The 17411-nt window shown below is 46.6% G+C and carries 18 protein-coding genes; 9 read left to right on the top strand and 9 right to left on the bottom strand.

Annotated features, from left to right (window positions below; translation table 11 throughout):
* Positions 1–16: 16 nt before the first annotated feature.
* The gene (locus ICN31_RS07230; protein ID WP_216260041.1) at positions 17–1576 is read right to left on the bottom strand and encodes an RsmB/NOP family class I SAM-dependent RNA methyltransferase; all 1560 of its coding nucleotides are present in this window, start codon (positions 1574–1576) and stop codon (positions 17–19) included.
* Positions 1573–2202, bottom strand: coding sequence for a phosphoribosylglycinamide formyltransferase (purN, locus tag ICN31_RS07235; protein WP_216260043.1), 630 nt, complete (start codon positions 2200–2202; stop codon positions 1573–1575). The genes ICN31_RS07230 and purN overlap by 4 nt, the downstream gene beginning before the upstream one ends.
* A 39-nt stretch (positions 2203–2241) precedes the next feature.
* On the opposite strand from purN, the gene ICN31_RS07240 reads away from it, so the two are divergent.
* From ICN31_RS07240 to dut, 5 genes are read left to right on the top strand one after another with little or no spacing between them, the layout of a single operon-like run.
* Positions 2242–3192 (top strand): bifunctional riboflavin kinase/FAD synthetase, encoded by a 951-nt coding sequence (locus ICN31_RS07240; RefSeq protein WP_216260044.1) that lies wholly within the window; start codon positions 2242–2244, stop codon positions 3190–3192.
* Entirely contained in the window at positions 3167–6046 is a 2880-nt protein-coding gene (gene ileS, locus ICN31_RS07245) for an isoleucine--tRNA ligase (RefSeq protein WP_370624329.1), read from the top strand. The genes ICN31_RS07240 and ileS overlap by 26 nt, the downstream gene beginning before the upstream one ends.
* A 12-nt stretch (positions 6047–6058) precedes the next feature.
* On the top strand, positions 6059–6547 hold the full coding sequence (gene lspA, locus ICN31_RS07250) for a signal peptidase II (protein ID WP_216260048.1): 489 nt from the start codon (positions 6059–6061) through the stop codon (positions 6545–6547).
* A 9-nt stretch (positions 6548–6556) separates the two neighbouring features.
* Positions 6557–7768, top strand: a complete 1212-nt coding sequence (coaBC, locus tag ICN31_RS07255) for a bifunctional phosphopantothenoylcysteine decarboxylase/phosphopantothenate--cysteine ligase CoaBC (protein ID WP_216260050.1) — start codon at positions 6557–6559, stop codon at positions 7766–7768.
* 30 nt (positions 7769–7798) lie between these two features.
* Complete coding sequence (gene dut / locus ICN31_RS07260; protein ID WP_216260053.1) at positions 7799–8248, top strand: dUTP diphosphatase; 450 nt, start codon at positions 7799–7801, stop codon at positions 8246–8248.
* Between the two features lie 62 nt (positions 8249–8310).
* Here the strand turns inward: dut and ICN31_RS07265 are convergent, their stop codons facing one another.
* From ICN31_RS07265 to clpS, 3 genes are read right to left on the bottom strand one after another with little or no spacing between them, the layout of a single operon-like run.
* Positions 8311–8544, bottom strand: coding sequence for a hypothetical protein (locus tag ICN31_RS07265; protein WP_216260055.1), 234 nt, complete (start codon positions 8542–8544; stop codon positions 8311–8313).
* Positions 8545–8568: 24 nt separating this feature from the next.
* The gene (clpA, locus tag ICN31_RS07270) at positions 8569–10875 is read right to left on the bottom strand and encodes an ATP-dependent Clp protease ATP-binding subunit ClpA (protein ID WP_216260057.1); all 2307 of its coding nucleotides are present in this window, start codon (positions 10873–10875) and stop codon (positions 8569–8571) included.
* Positions 10872–11228, bottom strand: a complete 357-nt coding sequence (gene clpS, locus ICN31_RS07275; RefSeq protein ID WP_216260059.1) for an ATP-dependent Clp protease adapter ClpS — start codon at positions 11226–11228, stop codon at positions 10872–10874. Before clpS ends, clpA begins: the two co-directional genes overlap by 4 nt.
* A gap of 276 nt (positions 11229–11504) precedes the next feature.
* On the opposite strand from clpS, the gene ICN31_RS07280 reads away from it, so the two are divergent.
* Positions 11505–11708 carry a cold-shock protein gene (locus ICN31_RS07280; RefSeq protein ID WP_011903586.1) on the top strand — a complete coding sequence of 68 codons (204 nt, stop codon included), beginning with the start codon at positions 11505–11507 and terminating at the stop codon, positions 11706–11708.
* 83 nt (positions 11709–11791) lie between these two features.
* Positions 11792–12244, top strand: coding sequence for a DUF192 domain-containing protein (locus ICN31_RS07285; RefSeq protein WP_216260062.1), 453 nt, complete (start codon positions 11792–11794; stop codon positions 12242–12244).
* Positions 12245–12317: 73 nt separating this feature from the next.
* Here ICN31_RS07285 and ICN31_RS07290 read toward each other — a convergent pair whose 3' ends face one another.
* The 3 genes from ICN31_RS07290 to argF form a co-directional block, all read right to left on the bottom strand.
* Positions 12318–12623: a pyrimidine/purine nucleoside phosphorylase gene (locus tag ICN31_RS07290; RefSeq protein WP_216260064.1), complete on the bottom strand. Its 306-nt coding sequence runs from the start codon at positions 12621–12623 to the stop codon at positions 12318–12320.
* A gap of 30 nt (positions 12624–12653) precedes the next feature.
* Entirely contained in the window at positions 12654–13886 is a 1233-nt protein-coding gene (locus ICN31_RS07295; RefSeq protein ID WP_216260066.1) for an argininosuccinate synthase, read from the bottom strand.
* A gap of 64 nt (positions 13887–13950) precedes the next feature.
* The gene (argF, locus tag ICN31_RS07300; protein ID WP_216260829.1) at positions 13951–14898 is read right to left on the bottom strand and encodes an ornithine carbamoyltransferase; all 948 of its coding nucleotides are present in this window, start codon (positions 14896–14898) and stop codon (positions 13951–13953) included.
* 152 nt (positions 14899–15050) lie between these two features.
* On the opposite strand from argF, the gene ICN31_RS07305 reads away from it, so the two are divergent.
* Complete coding sequence (locus tag ICN31_RS07305; RefSeq protein ID WP_216260069.1) at positions 15051–15365, top strand: DUF3579 domain-containing protein; 315 nt, start codon at positions 15051–15053, stop codon at positions 15363–15365.
* A gap of 73 nt (positions 15366–15438) precedes the next feature.
* Here ICN31_RS07305 and rpsT read toward each other — a convergent pair whose 3' ends face one another.
* Positions 15439–15705: a 30S ribosomal protein S20 gene (gene rpsT, locus ICN31_RS07310; protein WP_216260072.1), complete on the bottom strand. Its 267-nt coding sequence runs from the start codon at positions 15703–15705 to the stop codon at positions 15439–15441.
* 151 nt (positions 15706–15856) lie between these two features.
* On the opposite strand from rpsT, the gene murJ reads away from it, so the two are divergent.
* Complete coding sequence (gene murJ / locus ICN31_RS07315; RefSeq protein ID WP_216260074.1) at positions 15857–17410, top strand: murein biosynthesis integral membrane protein MurJ; 1554 nt, start codon at positions 15857–15859, stop codon at positions 17408–17410.
* Position 17411 lies beyond the last annotated feature (1 nt).

The raw sequence follows: 17411 nt of genomic DNA on the forward strand, positions 1-17411 counted from the left end.
AATGAGGTCTAAACCTCTATTTTAGTTCTTTCACAGCCTTTTTGGTTTTGACTTTTGCCTCTTTTTCTACTGCTTTTTCAGAGTCTAGGACTGGGGTAGCAGCCTTCTTTTGGAAAACAGCGCCAAAAAAGCCATCTGTTCCATGAATATGAGGCCAAAGTTGCCACCAAGGGTTGTCTAGACCGCACCCTAAAGGAAGCTTGTCATTTGGAAAGAGTGGCTTTAGGGCTTGAGCGGCAGGCACCACCTCAAATTGAGGGTGCTTTGCCAGAAAATCCTCTGCAATCGCTTGATTTTCTTGAGGTAAAAGACTGCAAGTGGCATAAACCAAACGACCACCTGGTTTTAATAGTCGGGCCGCAGAAGCCAAAATATTCATTTGCTTTTGATTTAACTCTAAAACCCCTGTTGGGGTTTGGCGCCATTTGAGATCTGGATTACGTCTCAAGGTACCCATTCCACTGCAAGGGGCATCTACTAGAACGCGATCGATCTTTCCAGCCAAGCGTTTGATCTTGGCGTCATTCTCACTGTCGATCCATACCGGATGAACGTTTGAGAGGCCACTGCGGGCTTGCCGTGGCTTTAAGTTAGCCAAGCGTCGCTCAGATGTATCAAATGCATAGAGGCGACCTGTAGAGCGCATCAAGGCTCCAATCGCCAAAGTCTTGCCACCCGCTCCAGCACAAAAGTCGACAACCATCTCGCCACGTTTAGGTGCAAGCAAATAGGCAAGAAGCTGACTACCCTCATCTTGCACCTCAAACATACCCGCTTTAAATCCAGCCGTATTTTGCAAGGCAGGCTTACCCATAATGCGTACACCATCTGGTGCATATGGAGTTGGGATCGCTTGGTAGCGACCACCCAATGCATTCATCTGCACTAACAATTCTTCGCGATTGGTCTTCATGGTGTTTGCGCGCAAATCTAATAGCGCTGGGTGCATTAATGATTTAGCTAGCTCTTCACGCGTTTCTTCACCAGGATATTTTCCAAAGGCATCCCATAACCACTCTGGCAAATTATTACGAACGAGAGGATTTAATGCGGCAGGATCTACCGTAGCAAAACGTTGTAGCCATTCATATTCACCAGGCTTTAGCACGTGTGCCAAATCTGCAATGGCACTTTCTGCACGGTTAGCCGACCCAAGTCCACCCTCAGAAAGAGCCGACAGCAAACCCAATAAGGCTAAGCGTCTAGCCTGAGAACCTTCGCCACTGGAAGCAAATTGTGAGAATTCATTTTTACGACGCAAGATTGCAAAAGCACTTTCTGCAATTAATGCGCGATCACGATTTCCGAGTTGTGGCTCAGCGCGAAAATAACGACTAACTACGCGATCAGCTGGTTGCTCAAAACTGAGCAATTCTGGAAGTAAGCGCTCCAAATGAATCGCATGCTGAGGCAACGCTTTGGCATTAGAAAAATTCTTTTGACCTTCAGGCGCAATTAAATTTCCGCTCGCATTACGTCGCTCTGGACGACGAAGTGGATCATTCGATTTAGCAGCGTAACTTTTATGTGGGGCGAGTCTGTTTCCAGATTTACGGGGTGGACGTTCTGCACTCATAATTTGAAAAATTGCGGCTCTGGGGGTTGAAGCTTCACTTGATTACCTTCTATTCGCAATCGTCCGTCAAGGAACCATTTTACGGCCCGCGGGTAAATCTGATGCTCAGCTACCAAAACACGGGCTGCCAAGGTATCAGCATCGTCGCCTTCGCGGACTGGAACGGAGGCTTGGCAAATAATAGGCCCCTCATCTACACCCTCAGTGACAAAGTGCACAGTAGCGCCATGCACCTGAACGCCAGCCTCTAAAGCACGCTCATGGGTATGCAAACCAGGAAATGCTGGCAAGAGGGCTGGATGAATATTGATCAGGCGGCCCTCAAAATGGCGTATGAAGCCTGGGGTCAGAATTCTCATAAACCCCGCCAGAACGACTAAATCAGCCCCTAATTCATCTATTTTCTCGATTAGGGCTTTATCAAAGGATTCTCGAGCGGCATGCTCTTTGTGCTCCACAACGAAGGCTGGAATACCCTGCAAGCGAGCAAATTCAAGGCCCTTAGCCGCGGAGTGATTGGCTATCACCCCAGCAAATTTGACTGGCCACCGCTCTTTTTGAGCAGTTTTGACGATAGCCTCAAAATTGGATCCGCGGCCTGAGATTAAGGTAACGATAGAAAGCATGCCCACAATATAATTGATGGCTACCCTGAAAGCGATTTTGTGAACGTATTCCGTGGCCCGACCCAGTTTTCTGCAGGACCTGCTTGTGCCCTCAGCATCGGTAATTTCGATGGCGTGCACAGGGGTCATTGCGCCCTACTAAAACAGCTCGTGGATGGCGCCAAGGAACAAGGCCTGGTGAGTTGCGTCATGACCTTTGAGCCACACCCTAAAGAATTCTTCTCACCAGAACAAGCCCCTCCTCGTATTCTGAATCTGCGCGACAAACTAGCGGCTTTAGCAGAGCTTGGAATTGATCGGGTTGTAGTGGAGCATTTCAATGCCGCCTTTGCACGACTTACGCCAGATGAGTTCGTCTCTGAAATCATTGTCAAGCGCTTAAATGCAAAATGGATTTTGATTGGCGATGATTTTTGCTATGGGGCAAAGCGCGCTGGGAATTTTACGAGCCTCAAAGCTGCCGGCGAAAAATATGGCTTTGAAGTTTCTAGCATTCAAACTATCTCAGAAGATGGTGAGCGTATTTCCAGTTCCGCTTTGCGTGCGGCACTTGCTAATGGTGATATGAACCAAGCTGAAAAATTATTAGGTCGTCCTTATGGAATTTCTGGTCATGTCATTCATGGTCAGCAATTAGGTCGCAAACTTGGCTTCCCTACTTTGAACTTAGCAGTTGCCAATCACTTACATCACCGTAAACCAGCAACTACTGGCATCTTCACTGCGCAAGTATTAGGTCTTAGCGATAAACCCCTGCCAGCCGTAGCTAGCCTAGGCGTCAGGCCGACAGTCGAAGATGAAGGACGCGTATTGCTTGAGACGCATATTTTTGATTACCAGCAAGATGTCTACGGAAAAATTATTACTGTGGAACTCTTAGAAAAAATTCGTGATGAGGCCAAGTATGACGACCTCGACACCCTCACAAAAGCAATTGCAGCTGATGCAAAGCACGCCAGAAATTATTTCCAGAAAAAAACTTATGTCTGAAAAAGAAAACTCTTATCCTGTCAATCTTCTCGATACCTCGTTTCCAATGCGGGGAGACCTAGCCAAGCGCGAACCACAATGGGTTACTCAGTGGCAGAAAAATAAGCTTTACGAAAAAATTCGTGCGGCTCACGCCAACCAAACGAAATTCATTTTGCATGACGGCCCTCCATATGCGAATGGCGATATTCATATTGGGCATGCAGTAAACAAGATTCTGAAAGACATCATCGTCAAATCCCGCTGGTTAATTGGTTTTGACTCTGCCTATGTGCCGGGTTGGGATTGCCACGGCATGCCAATTGAGATTCAGATTGAAAAGCAGTTTGGTAAAAACTTACCGACAGCTGAAGTGCAATCTAAGGCACGTGCCTATGCACAAGTACAAGTAGATAAGCAGAAAAAAGACTTCGAGCGCTTAGGTGTACTTGGAGACTGGAACAATCCTTACCTCACTATGAGCTACCGTAATGAGGCTGATGAAATTCGTGCTCTAGGTAAGATTTGGGAAAAGGGCTATGTCTTTCGCGGCCTAAAGCCTGTGAACTGGTGTTTTGATTGCGGTTCTGCTCTAGCGGAAGCCGAGGTCGAATACCAAGACAAGACTGATCCAACGGTAGATGTCGGCTTTGCATTTGATGAAGCCCAGCGCCCACAACTTGCCAAAGCTTTTGGGCTCTCAGAGCTTCCTAACAAGCCTGGTCAGATTGTGATTTGGACCACTACACCATGGACTATTCCTGCGAACCAGGCCATGAATGTTCATCCTGAGCTGACTTATGCCTTGGTTGATGTGGGTGACAAGTTATTAATTCTGGCAAAAGATCGTGTTGAAAACTGCCTACAAGACTACGGCCTCGAAGGTAAAGTAATTGCAACTTGTACTGGTGCTCAACTGGCAAACATTTCCTTCTGGCATCCGCTTGCGCCATTGCATGAGGGCTACAAACGTCTCTCGCCAATCTACCCGGCTGAATACGTCACTCTTGATACCGGCACCGGCATTGTTCACTCTGCACCCGCTTATGGAGAAGAAGATTTTAAGTCCTGCAAAGCAAACAAACTAGCCGACAACGATATTCTGAATCCAGTCATGGGCAATGGTGTGTATGCCTCATGGCTGCCACTCTTTGCCAATGAGTACATCTGGAAAGCAAACCCCAAGATTGTGGAAGCTATGCGCGAAGCTGGTAGCCTGCTCCGCGATAAAACCTACACACACTCCTACATGCACTGCTGGCGCCATAAGTCGCCGATTATCTATCGCGCTACTTCGCAGTGGTTTGCGAGTATGGATAAAAAGCCTTCAGATGGCAAAGCAAGCTTGCGTGAAACAGCGTTAGCTGGCATTGAGAATACCGACTTCTTCCCTGCGTGGGGCAAACAACGCCTACACAGCATGATTGCTAATCGCCCTGACTGGACCTTGTCACGTCAGCGCCAATGGGGCGTACCAATGGCTTTCTTTGTTCATAAAGAAAGTGGTGAGCCCCATCCGCGCACTGTTGAGCTACTTGAAGAAGTAGCGAAGCGCGTAGAAAAAGACGGTATTGAAGCTTGGCAAAAATTAGAAGTTGCCGAACTGCTTGGTGATGAAGCTGCGCAATATGAAAAGAATCGTGACACCCTAGATGTTTGGTTTGATTCAGGGACAACCCATTGGCATGTAATTCGTGGTTCACATCGCAATGAATTACTTACTGCTGATGCTCAAACGCCCAATGGACGTTTGGCTGACTTGTATTTAGAGGGCTCAGATCAACACCGTGGTTGGTTCCATTCTTCCTTACTCACTGGTGCAATGCTCGATGGCAAACCGCCCTACAAAGCCTTGCTAACGCACGGCTTCACAGTAGATGGCCAAGGACGCAAGATGAGCAAGTCTGTGGGTAACGTGATTGCTCCACAGCAAGTGGCTGACAAACTTGGTGCTGAAATTATTCGTCTTTGGGTGGCCTCTACAGACTACTCAGGTGAAATGACGATTTCTGATGAGATTCTGAAACGCGTTACCGAGAGTTATCGCCGCATTCGCAATACCTTGCGCTTCTTGCTAGCCAATCTTTCTGATTTTGATCCAAGCAAGCATATTATGCCCGCTGATCAATGGCTAGAAATCGATCGCTATGCTGTAGCATTAGCGAATCAAATCCAAACTGATGTTCAGGCACATTACAAAGCTTATGAATTTCATCCAGCTGTAGCGCGTATGCTGTCATTCTGCTCAGAAGATTTAGGTGGGTTCTATTTAGATATTCTGAAAGATCGTCTCTATACCAGCGCACCTGATTCACCCGATCGTCGTGCTGCACAAAATGCTTTATTCCATATCACCCAAAATCTTCTAAAGTGGCTCGCACCCTTCCTTTCGTTTACTGCAGAAGAGGCATGGCAGGACTTTCCACATGGCTCAGGGAAAAAGCCTTCTGAGTCAATCTTCATGGAAGAGTTTGGCACCTTCCCAGAAATTACCAAAGCAGATGAATTACTTGCCAAGTGGAATCGTATTCGCGAAATTCGCTCTGAAGTCACCAAGGCGATTGAGATTGAACGCGAAGCCGGCAATGTCGGCTCATCTCTGCAGGCAGAGCTGACAATTAAGCTCGGCGATGTTGACTTTGCCATCCTGCATTCACTAGAAGATGATTTGCGCTTTGTCACCATTACCTCCAGCGCCAAGATTGAACTCAGTAATGATGGCTTAGAGGTCTTAGTCCGCGGTAGCCAGTACAAGAAGTGTGGTCGTTGCTGGCATCACACCCAGAATGTTGGCAGCAATATCGATCACCCTGAACTGTGTAGTCGCTGCATTAGCAATCTTTTTGGTGATGGTGATCATCGCTTATTTGCTTAATAGATCAATTCGATGAGTATTTCATTTCTACGCTCTCTAGCAATTGCAACGATCATTCTGCTCTTAGATCAACTGAGCAAGTGGTCGGCCTTAAGCAATTTGCAGTTAGGCGTTCCAGAGCCCGTGCTTCCTTTTATGAATTGGCTACTACTCCTTAACCCTGGGGCGGCATTTTCTTTTTTGGCCCAAGGCTCAGGATGGCAGCGTTGGTTCTTTACGATCGTGGGTTTGGTAGCCTGCGTCTATATTGTTTGGCTCCTGCGTAAAAGCCAAAACGATAAAATACTTTGTGTCGCTCTGAGTTTGATTCTAGGGGGCGCACTGGGGAATGTATTAGATCGAATCATGTACGGTGCTGTCGTTGATTTTATCGACCTTCATTACGCCAACTGGCATTGGCCAGCATTCAATATTGCAGATAGCGCTATTTGTATTGGCGCCGCGCTGATTATTTGGGGTGAATTAAGTAAGTCATTTGGCAAATCTGCCCAATCCCATTAAGCTGACACCATGCAATCACTTTTAAATAAGAAAATCGTTCTCGGGATCTCTGGTGGCATTGCCGCCTATAAGACTCCTGAACTTGCACGCCAATTGATACAAGAAGGCGCTACCGTTCAGGTAGTGATGACGCAAGCTGCAACTCAATTCGTAACACCCGTCACAATGCAGGCCCTCACAGGCAACCCCGTCTTTACCAGTCAGTGGGATAGTAGTGTTAGCAATAATATGGCTCACATAGAACTCTCCCGTTCTGCTGATGCTATTGTCATTGCACCTGCTAGCGCTGACTTAATGGCCAAACTCTCCTTAGGTTTAGCTGATGACTTACTCAGCACACTTTGTCTTGCTCGAGATTGCCCCCTCTTACTTGCACCAGCAATGAATAAGCAAATGTGGGAACACGCCGCAACCCAAAGAAGTGTTGAGCGCCTCAATAAAGATAGAGTTACCCTTCTTGGTCCAGCCAGTGGCTTTCAAGCCTGTGGTGAAGTTGGCATGGGCAGAATGCTAGAGCCTTTTGAAATCACCGAGCAAGTCATAGCTTTCTTTCAGAAGAAAACTTTGATCGGTAAAAAAGTATTAATTACTGCTGGCCCTACTTTTGAAGCAATTGATCCAGTGCGCGGCATTACGAATCACAGCTCAGGCAAGATGGGCTTTGCGATCGCGCGTGCAGCTGTTGAGGCAGGCGCCCAAGTACATCTCGTTGCAGGCCCCTGTGACTTAACAACCCCATTAGAGGCTACCGGGAACATTACTCGCAGCAATGTGAGAAGCGCAAAAGAAATGCATGTGGCCACATTAAATGCCTCTGATTGCGATATCTTCTTTGCAGTTGCTGCGGTAGCCGATTGGGGTATTGCAAAGCCTGCTCAAGAAAAGATCAAGCGCCAAGGCAAATCAGCTCCAAGTATTGAATTCATTGCTAACCCTGACATTCTTTTAGATGTCGCTAAAACCGTCAAAATGAAAGCTGGTAAACCTTACCCATACTGCGTAGGTTTTGCAGCAGAATCTAGCAATTTGGAAAAACATGCCCAAGAAAAACGGCAGCGCAAGGGCATTCCAATGGTCGTCGGCAATATCGGCCCAGAAACATTTGGTAGTGACCTCAATCAATTGCTTGTCATTGATGAAGCTGGTACCAAGAAAATTGCTAAGGCGGAAAAGCTTCAACTTGCTCGTCAACTGATTGCGCTTGTCGCTAAGAAAATTTAAACACCCTCGCTACCCGCTTTAGGAAATTCTATGCAATCACTCCAAGTCAAAATTCTCGATGAACGTATGCGCGACCAATTGCCAGTCTATGGAACACCAGGTAGTGCTGGACTAGATTTACGCGCTTGCATTGATGAAACCATTGAGATAGCACCGGGCCAAACTGTCTTAGTACCAACAGGTTTGGCTATCTTTGTTGAAGATCCGCGTTATGCTGCATTCATTCTTCCACGCTCAGGTCTTGGCCATAAGCATGGAATAGTCTTAGGAAATTTAGTTGGCTTAATTGACTCCGATTACCAAGGTCAACTGATGGTGAGCACCTGGAATCGCAGTTCAACTCCGTTCAAGCTGGAACCTATGGAGCGCTTAGCTCAATTAGTAGTCATGCCAGTCCAGCAAGTACAGCTCAAAGTGGTTGAGGAGTTTACTGAGAGCAGTCGTGGTGCTGGAGGCTTTGGAAGTACGGGACGAGCTTAAGCCAAGTCCCAATATAAAAGCCACCCTAAGGTGGCTTTTTTTACCTCAATGTTAGCTGAGGTTTATTTCCGAATATGTGCATGACGGGCAGCATCCTGTGACATGCCCCCACCTTTGCCCTCGCGAGATTCTTTCTCCGCAGAAATTTCCTTACGTCGCTCTTTACAAGAGCCTGCAATTTCTTGCAAAGCTTTGCGAGCACGAGTGGCAGATGCTTTAACGCCCTTACCTTCGAACTTTTCATGCTCGGCCTTATAAGTCTCAAAAGCATCCAGCAATTTATCGTGGTGTGACATATTTTCCTTTAACGTTGCTATTGGTTAAATTTCTTCTGCGGGAGCTACATCTTTTTTAGCGGTCTTACCTGGCAATACGGGGGCATCAAAATTCAATTGCACCTTACCATCCACATCCACATCCACATCCACATGTCCGCCTTGGGCCAATTTACCAAAGAGCAATTCATCAGCAAGTGCTTTGCGAACTGTATCTTGAATAATGCGTTGCATTGGGCGAGCACCCATTAATGGATCAAAGCCATGCTTCGCCAAATGAGCGCGCAATGCAGCGCTGAAGGTGGCGTCGACTTTCTTCTCATGCAATTGCTCCTCTAGTTGCATTAAGAACTTATCAACCACTCGCATGATGATAGTTTCATCAAGCGCTTTAAAGGAAACAATAGCATCTAAGCGATTACGGAACTCCGGTGTAAAGAACTTCTTGATATCCGCCATCTCATCACCGGACTCACGGACATTCGTAAAGCCCATAATGGACTTCTGCATTGCTTCTGCACCAGCGTTAGTAGTCATGATGATGATGACATTACGGAAGTCGGTCTTACGACCATTGTTATCCGTTAAGGTTCCATGATCCATTACCTGCAAAAGAATATTGAAAATATCCGGATGGGCTTTTTCAATCTCATCAAGCAAGAGTACACAATGCGGTTTCTTGTTGACAGCCTCGGTGAGTAAACCACCCTGATCAAATCCTACATAGCCTGGAGGCGCTCCGATCAAGCGGCTGACTGCATGACGCTCCATATACTCGGACATATCAAAACGCAGCAACTCAATACCTAAAATGTAGGCAAGCTGTTTTGCTACTTCCGTCTTACCAACACCCGTTGGGCCAGAGAATAGGAATGAGCCGATTGGTCTGTCGATCTTGCCAAGACCCGCGCGCGTCATCTTAATGGCGCTAGCCAAGGCCTCAATTGCAGGGTCTTGACCAAAGACCACGCTCTTAATATCGCGATCTAATGTTTGCAACTTACTACGATCATCTACGGTCACCGACTGCGGCGGTATACGGGCAATCTTGGCAACAATCTCCTCAATCTCTGGACGACCAATAGTTTTTTTCTGTTTAGACTTAGGCAAAATACGTTGCGCAGCGCCAGCCTCATCAATCACATCGATTGCCTTATCTGGCAAATGACGATCATTAATATAGCGGGCAGAGAGCTCGGCAGCAGCGACCAATGCGCCAGCTGCATACTTCACACTATGGTGCTCTTCAAAACGAGATTTGAGACCGCGCAAAATTTGCACCGTCTGATCAACAGTTGGCTCAACCACATCAACCTTTTGGAAGCGGCGAGATAGGGCTGCATCTTTTTCAAAAATTCCGCGGTACTCTGTAAAGGTAGTTGCGCCAATACACTTAAGTTGGCCATTTGATAAAGCGGGCTTCAATAAATTACTTGCATCTAATGTTCCACCAGATGCAGCGCCCGCACCAATCAAGGTATGAATCTCATCAATGAACAAAACACCATGGGCATGATCTTTTAAAGACTTCAGAACACTCTTTAAGCGCTGCTCAAAATCACCACGATATTTAGTGCCAGCAAGCAAGGCACCCATATCCAAGGAATAAACCGTTGCATTAGCCAGGATGTCAGGAACATCACCCTTCACAATCCGCCAAGCCAATCCCTCTGCAATCGCAGTTTTACCAACTCCAGCCTCACCAACTAATAGTGGGTTGTTCTTACGGCGACGGCAAAGTACCTGAATCACCCGCTCTACTTCGCTCTCACGACCAATCAGGGGGTCAATCTTGCCTTGGCGAGCCAAAGCATTCAGGTTTTGGGTGTACTGATCTAAGGGGCTCTCTTTTCCAGATGAAGCGGATTCTTCTGTTTCTTGGGTTGCATCAGCAGGCTTTACATGTTCAGCCTGATCTTTGCGAACACCATGACTAATAAAGTTCACCACATCCAAGCGAGTCACTCCTTGCTGCTGCAGGAAGTACACTGCATGCGAATCTTTTTCACCAAAGATAGCAACCAAAACATTGGCGCCAGTAACTTCTTTCTTACCGTTTGAAGTGGATTGCACGTGCATGATGGCACGTTGAATCACCCGCTGAAATCCAAGCGTAGGCTGTGTATCAACCTCATCATTGCCAGGCACTACTGGAGTGTTGTCATTAATGAAGTTCTTAAGCTGAGAGCGTAACTCGGCGATATTGACCGCACAAGCTTTGAGCACCTCAACTGCGGTCGCATTGTCTAATAATGCAGCCAATAAATGTTCGACCGTAATGAACTCGTGTCGTGATGCCCGCGCGTCAACAAACGCCATATGTAAACTGACTTCTAGTTCCTGGGCAATCATACTTCCTCCATAGTGCACTGTAGTGGGTGGCCCGCTTCACGGGATAGTTCAACAACTTGATGCACTTTGGTGGCAGCGACATCGCGAGTAAAGACCCCGCAAATACCTTTGCCAACTAAATGAACTTGCAACATGATGCGTGTAGCTGTTTCATGATCTTTACTAAAATACTCCTGAATCACCATCACCACAAATTCCATTGGCGTGTAATCGTCATTCAATAGTAAAACTTTATACATCGAAGGCGCCTTAACTTTCTCGGCCTGCTTTTCGAGAAGGATGGTGTCCTCAATGTAGGGATTGACTGGTACGCCAGTAGTGGGATTTTTTGGTGTGCGGCTCATAAGAAACATTCTAAACACAGATATTCAAACTTTAATTTACTAGGGTCTTGTTGCTAAAAAACCTGTAAAAACCCCTGTTTAACCCATATTGGGGCAGTTTTCGATAAATAAAGGGTATTTACTAGGGGGTAAGTAGATATAACTCCTTGACACCCCTACAAAAAGGGCAAACAATCAGGGGGTAGGCTTCAAGAGAAGTTCTATTTAGGCGTGTTGTGGAGCGAGACTGATTAAAAAGTATTTACCCTCATCACGGTTGTTTTAAGTTTATGTAATGGAGTTCGCATGGCGACCGGAATTGTTAAGTGGTTCAATGATGCAAAAGGTTTTGGCTTTATCAAACCTGATGATGGTGAAGAAGAGTTGTTCGCGCATTTCAGCGCAATTACTATGCCTGGGTTCAAAACCCTTAAGGAAAACCAAAAGGTAACGTTTGATATTACCCAAGGCCCTAAAGGCAAGCAAGCTACCAATATCCAAGCGGCTTAATAGTCCTTAGATCATTATGAGAAACCCAGGACTTGTTCCTGGGTTTTTTTTCGCCTGTAATTTACTCCCCTAAAATGCACAACATGCGCATATCAATCAATACTTTTCGCCATCTCTTATCTTTCGCCCTCTTGATCAGTTCAAGTCTAGCCTTCGCACAACTAAATGCCGGCTTACCAACGGTTGAGTTGAAAACCGGTATCTATCGCATTCAAGCAGAAATAGCAGACACTCCAGAGAGAAGACAGACCGGTTTAATGAATCGCACCAGCATGCCAATGAATTCTGGAATGCTCTTTATATTTGAAGAAAAAGCGGGGCACTGCTTTTGGATGTTTAGCACTAAGATTCCTCTCTCGATTGCTTTCATTGCAGACAATGGCAAGATTGTGAATATCGAAGAGATGCAAGCTGGTACAACCAATAACCACTGTCCTAAAGCCGCAGTGCGTTATGCCCTAGAGATGAATAAGCAATGGTTCTCCGAGAGAGTGATTGGTCCGGGGTCAGTGATTAGCGGCTTACCGAAGAGATAGTCAAAGCATTCTCTATTGGGATATAAAAAACGCAGACCTTAGTCTGCGTTTTACTTTGGTGAAGCAAGACTACTTATTCAAAGTGGCAAACATAGTGCACTGCTTGCTCGGCGCGAATAATAAAGTAGCCACCCTTCTCTACTTCCCAGCTTTGACCAGCCTTGAACTCTTGCTCTGGAGCGCCATTGATACTCACGAAAGCAGTGCCATCGACTACTTCCATTACTTCTCTAGTACTCAAGTCAAAACGTAATGTGCTTGGCAACACAACGCCAACGGACTTACGCACACCGTTGGGCAGAGTCACAGTGTGAGAAACGCACTTACCATCAAAAAATATATTGGCTTTTTTACCTACTGATACTTGATCAAATTGCATCTGAACTCTTTCTAATTTAGTTATAACTAATTATTTCTTTGCACGTTTACGTTTCGCTATTTCAGCAATGCGCATACGTAAGGCGTTGAGTTTGATAAAACCACCCGCATCAGCTTGGTTATACGCACCGCCGTCATCATCAAAGGTTGCAATATTCTGATCAAATAAAGTATTTGCTGAATCACGTGAAATAACCGATACAGAACCCTTATAGAGTTTTAAGCGTACAACGCCATTCACCATCTGCTGAGTATGGTCAATCAAGGTTTGCAAAGCCATACGTTCTGGCGCCCACCATAAGCCGTTGTAAATCAAGCTAGCGTAGCGTGGCATGAGGTCATCCTTCAGGTGAGCTACTTCACGATCCAAGGTGATACTCTCAATACCGCGGTGCGCCTTGAGGAGAATCGTACCCCCTGGGGTTTCGTAGCAGCCGCGGCTCTTCATACCAACAAAACGGTTTTCAACTAAATCAAGGCGACCGATGCCGTGCATGCCGCCAATACGATTTAACTCTGCTAATAACTCATGTGGTTTATAGGCTTTGCCATTAATCGCAACTGGGTCACCCGCTTTAAATTCAATCTCAATCACTTCAGGAGCATCGGGAGCCTTTTCAGGAGAAACTGTCCAACGCCACATAGACTCTTCTGCCTCTGCGTTTGGATTCTCTAAATGACGACCTTCGTAACTGATATGCAAGAGATTGGCATCCATGGAATAGGGTGAGCCCCCTTGCTTATGCTTCATCTCGACTGGGATGCCATGCTTTTCTGCGTACGCCATTAACTTCTCGCGCGAGAGTAAATCCCATTCACGCCAAGGAGCGATGACTTTAATGCCAGGCTCCAGAGCGTAGTAACCCAACTCAAAGCGGACTTGATCATTTCCCTTACCAGTAGCACCATGCGATACAGCATCTGCACCAGTCAAGCGTGCAATCTCAATTTGACGCTTAGCAATTAATGGACGAGCAATCGATGTGCCCAAGAGATATTCGCCCTCGTAAATCGTATTAGCCCGAAACATTGGAAATACAAAGTCACGCACAAACTCTTCACGTAAGTCATCGATAAAAATATTCTCTGGCTTGATGCCAAATTGCAAAGCTTTAGCACGCGCTGGCTCGAGTTCTTCACCTTGACCTAAGTCAGCAGTAAATGTGACGATCTCACAACCGTAAGTATCTTGAAGCCACTTCAAGATGACGCTAGTGTCAAGACCACCAGAATAGGCTAGTACGGCTTTTTTAATATCAGACATGATTTTTTATTCAATCAAAAATTAATTAATAAACAACTAAGGCAAATTACTGAATATTTTCCTATCAGCTCAAACGACCGCAGAGTAAATACTCCATTAATGCCTTTTGAACATGCAAGCGATTTTCCGCTTCTTCCCAAACAATACTTTGTGGACCATCAATCACGCCAGCAGAGACTTCTTCACCACGGTGGGCTGGCAAACAATGCATAAACAATGCATCAGGCTTTGCTACCGCCATTAACTCTTCGTCAATCATCCAGTCCTGGAAAGCATTCATCCGTGAGGTATTTTCAGCCTCGTAACCCATGCTGGTCCAAACATCAGTGGTTAACAAATCGGCACCTTTACAAGCATCCTTAGGATCAGCGCAAATAGTTAAGTGTTTTGCGGCTGCTTTTGTTAAACGAGAGGGGTCCAACTGATAGCCCACTGGTGCGGAAAAGCGGAACTGAAAATCTAAACATTCAGCTGCCTGTATCCAGGTGTAAGCCATATTGTTAGCATCACCAACCCACGCCACCGTCTTGCCTTGGATTGGACCGCGAGCTTCTACAAAAGTAAAGATATCGGCCAATACTTGGCAAGGATGATATTCATTGGTAAGGCCATTAATGACTGGCACTCTGGAATTAGCAGCAAAGCGCTCAATGATGTCTTGGCCAAACGTGCGAATCATGATGATGTCAGTCATTCTTGAAATCACCTGCGCAGCATCCTCTACGGGCTCACCACGACCCAACTGGGTGTCACGGGTGTTCAGGTATACGGCATGGCCACCAAGCTGATGGATGCCCGCCTCGAAGGAAAGACGAGTACGCGTGGAATGTTTCTCGAAAATCATTGCTAAGGTACGGTCGTGAAGCGGATGCCAAGTCTCATAACTTTTAAACTTGGACTTAAGCCATGCTGATCTTTTCAGCAAGTAGTCATATTCTTCACGAGTAAGGTCAGCAAACTGCAGATAGTGCTTGACCTGACCGGGCACTTGAGGCTTTGCCAGAGATGTCATAGTTGAGCTTTCTACTAAAGTTTTGGCTTGCATTTTTTTCTTCAAACATTCGACTGCACGAAAATAGAACTTAAGGTCATCTTACGGCTAACACCCCCTGTTAAGCTAGAGGACTTAACCATGCCGATTCCTACCACCTTCCTTACGCGAACTTGAACCACAAAAAACTTTTCATTCAAGGCATTACCACTGCTGGCAAACCATTTCGACCCAGTGATTGGGCGGAGCGCCTGTGCGGAGTGATGGCTAGCTTTCGCCCTCCAGGAGACTCTGGAGACCCTCGTTTCACCTATTCACCCTATGTCACACCAGTCGTGATTGCAACTGTGAAATGCGTTGTTATTGATACTAGACTGGGTGATCTTGATCCAAGAGCGCTGGACTTTGTAACAAACTTTGCCAAAGACAACAATCTACCGATCGAAGAGGCCTGTGAGTTTGAGCCCAAACCACAAACCCAGTCCTAAAAACAAAAACCCGCTCTGATAAGGAGCGGGCTTAGGTCGAAATGATTTCGACCAGCCTAAAACTGATTCTGTATTACGCAGCCATTGCCTTAATGGCTGCAGACAAACGTGACTTCTGACGTGATGCAGTATTTTTGTGAGCAATCTTTTTGTCAGCAATCTTGTCGATTGTTACTTGAGTTGCTGCAAATACTTTCGCAGCCGCCGCTTTATCACCAGTTTCGATCGCTTTACGAACTGCCTTAATGGAAGTGCGGAGCTTTGAACGCAAACTGGAGTTGTGCTCATTCTGTTTTACTGCCTGGCGTGCGCGCTTGCGCGCTTGTGCTGTATTGGCCATCTTTAAACCTTGCCTCTATAAATTGCAAAATGCGATTAGTTAAAAATCCTGCGGTCTTGCCAGATTCATAAGCAAGCTCGCCAAAACCCAAGATTTTACATTAAAGGGGCAAAAAAGCCCAGTCGACTGATAAATAGGTGAAAATCGGCTCATGAACCTGCTTTCTGCTGCCGCCAAGGTGAGCTCCCTCACTATGCTGTCCCGCATTACGGGGCTTCTTCGGGAGACCCTGATTGCCCGTAGTTTCGGGGCCTCAGAGTGGACAGATGCCTTTAATGTGGCTTTTAGGATACCCAATTTACTGCGTCGTTTATTCGCTGAAGGGGCCTTTTCGCAGGCTTTTGTCCCCATTTTGGGCGAAATCTCCAAGGATGGGGATCAAAAACAGCCTCAAATCCTCGTTAATGCAGTCGCCACGCTCTTATTTTGGGCTTTACTGCTCACAGTATTGCTCGGCGTGATCGGCGCCCCATTGCTCATTCTGGTGATTGCTACCGGATTTAGTGGTGGTCCAGCCTATGAGGCCAGCGTTGTTATGACCCGCATCATGTTTCCCTATATTGGGCTAATTTCGCTGGTTTCACTGTCGGCGGGAATTCTGAATACTTTCCAGCGTTTTGCCATCCCGGCCTTTACTCCCGTTTTATTAAACCTGGCCTTAATCGGAAGTGCACTATTTTTGGCACCTCATCTAGATCAACCAATCTACGCACTCAGTATTGGTGTCCTCTTGGGCGGTATCTTGCAGTTAGCGCTTCAGATTCCGGCGCTTTCTCGCATAGGACTTTTGCCACGAATTGGTTTGCTGCCTGGCGCCATTAAATCTGCCATGGCAAATCCAGAAGCAAAACGGGTTTTGAAACTAATGGGGCCAGCAGTCTTTGCCGTCTCTGTTGCACAAATCTCACTCATCATCAACACCAATATCGCATCCCGCTTACAAACTGGAAGTGTGTCGTGGCTTTCCTATGCCGATCGCTTAATGGAATTTCCCACGGCACTGCTAGGCGTCGCTTTAGGCACCGTGCTTCTACCCAGCTTAAGTAAAGCTAATGCCAAGAATGACTTAATTCACGCAGGTGAATTACTCATCTGGGGATTGCAGCTGACATTTTTGTTGGCTACACCCTGTGCAATTGCGCTCTTTGTTTTCGGCGAACCGCTTGCAGCAGTGCTCTATCACTATGGCAAATTTAATGCACTAGATGTTTTGATGACACAACGCGCACTGGCTGCATATGGTGTTGGGCTGATTGGGCTGATTTTGGTAAAGATTTTGGCGCCGGGTTTTTATTCACGCCAGGATATTCGGACCCCAGTCAAGATTGGTTTGCTAGTTCTTGTAGCAACCCAACTGGCTAACTTGGTTTTTGTTCCCTGGCTTGGGCATGCAGGTCTTGCCCTCTCTGTTGGCGCTGGCGCCTGTCTGAATGCAGCCCTCCTATGGATTGGCCTTCATCAACGGGGGGCATTGCCTAGCTCGGCTTGGGCCAAATACCTTGGGCAGCTATTTTTGGCCCTCATCCCCTTCTCTGCAGTCCTTTTTTATGCTGCTGGCGCCCATAATTGGATCGCCCTCCAGGCGGAACCTTGGACCCGTATTGGTCTTCTAGCTGCATGGTTGGCCGCCGCTGCCATGGTTTACTTTGGCGCCCTTGGTCTAGTTGGAATTCGCTGGCAAAAATTCTTGCGTCATGCAAAATAGG

This window comes from Polynucleobacter sp. UB-Piko-W3 (assembly GCF_018881635.1).
In the GTDB taxonomy this organism is placed as follows: domain Bacteria; phylum Pseudomonadota; class Gammaproteobacteria; order Burkholderiales; family Burkholderiaceae; genus Polynucleobacter.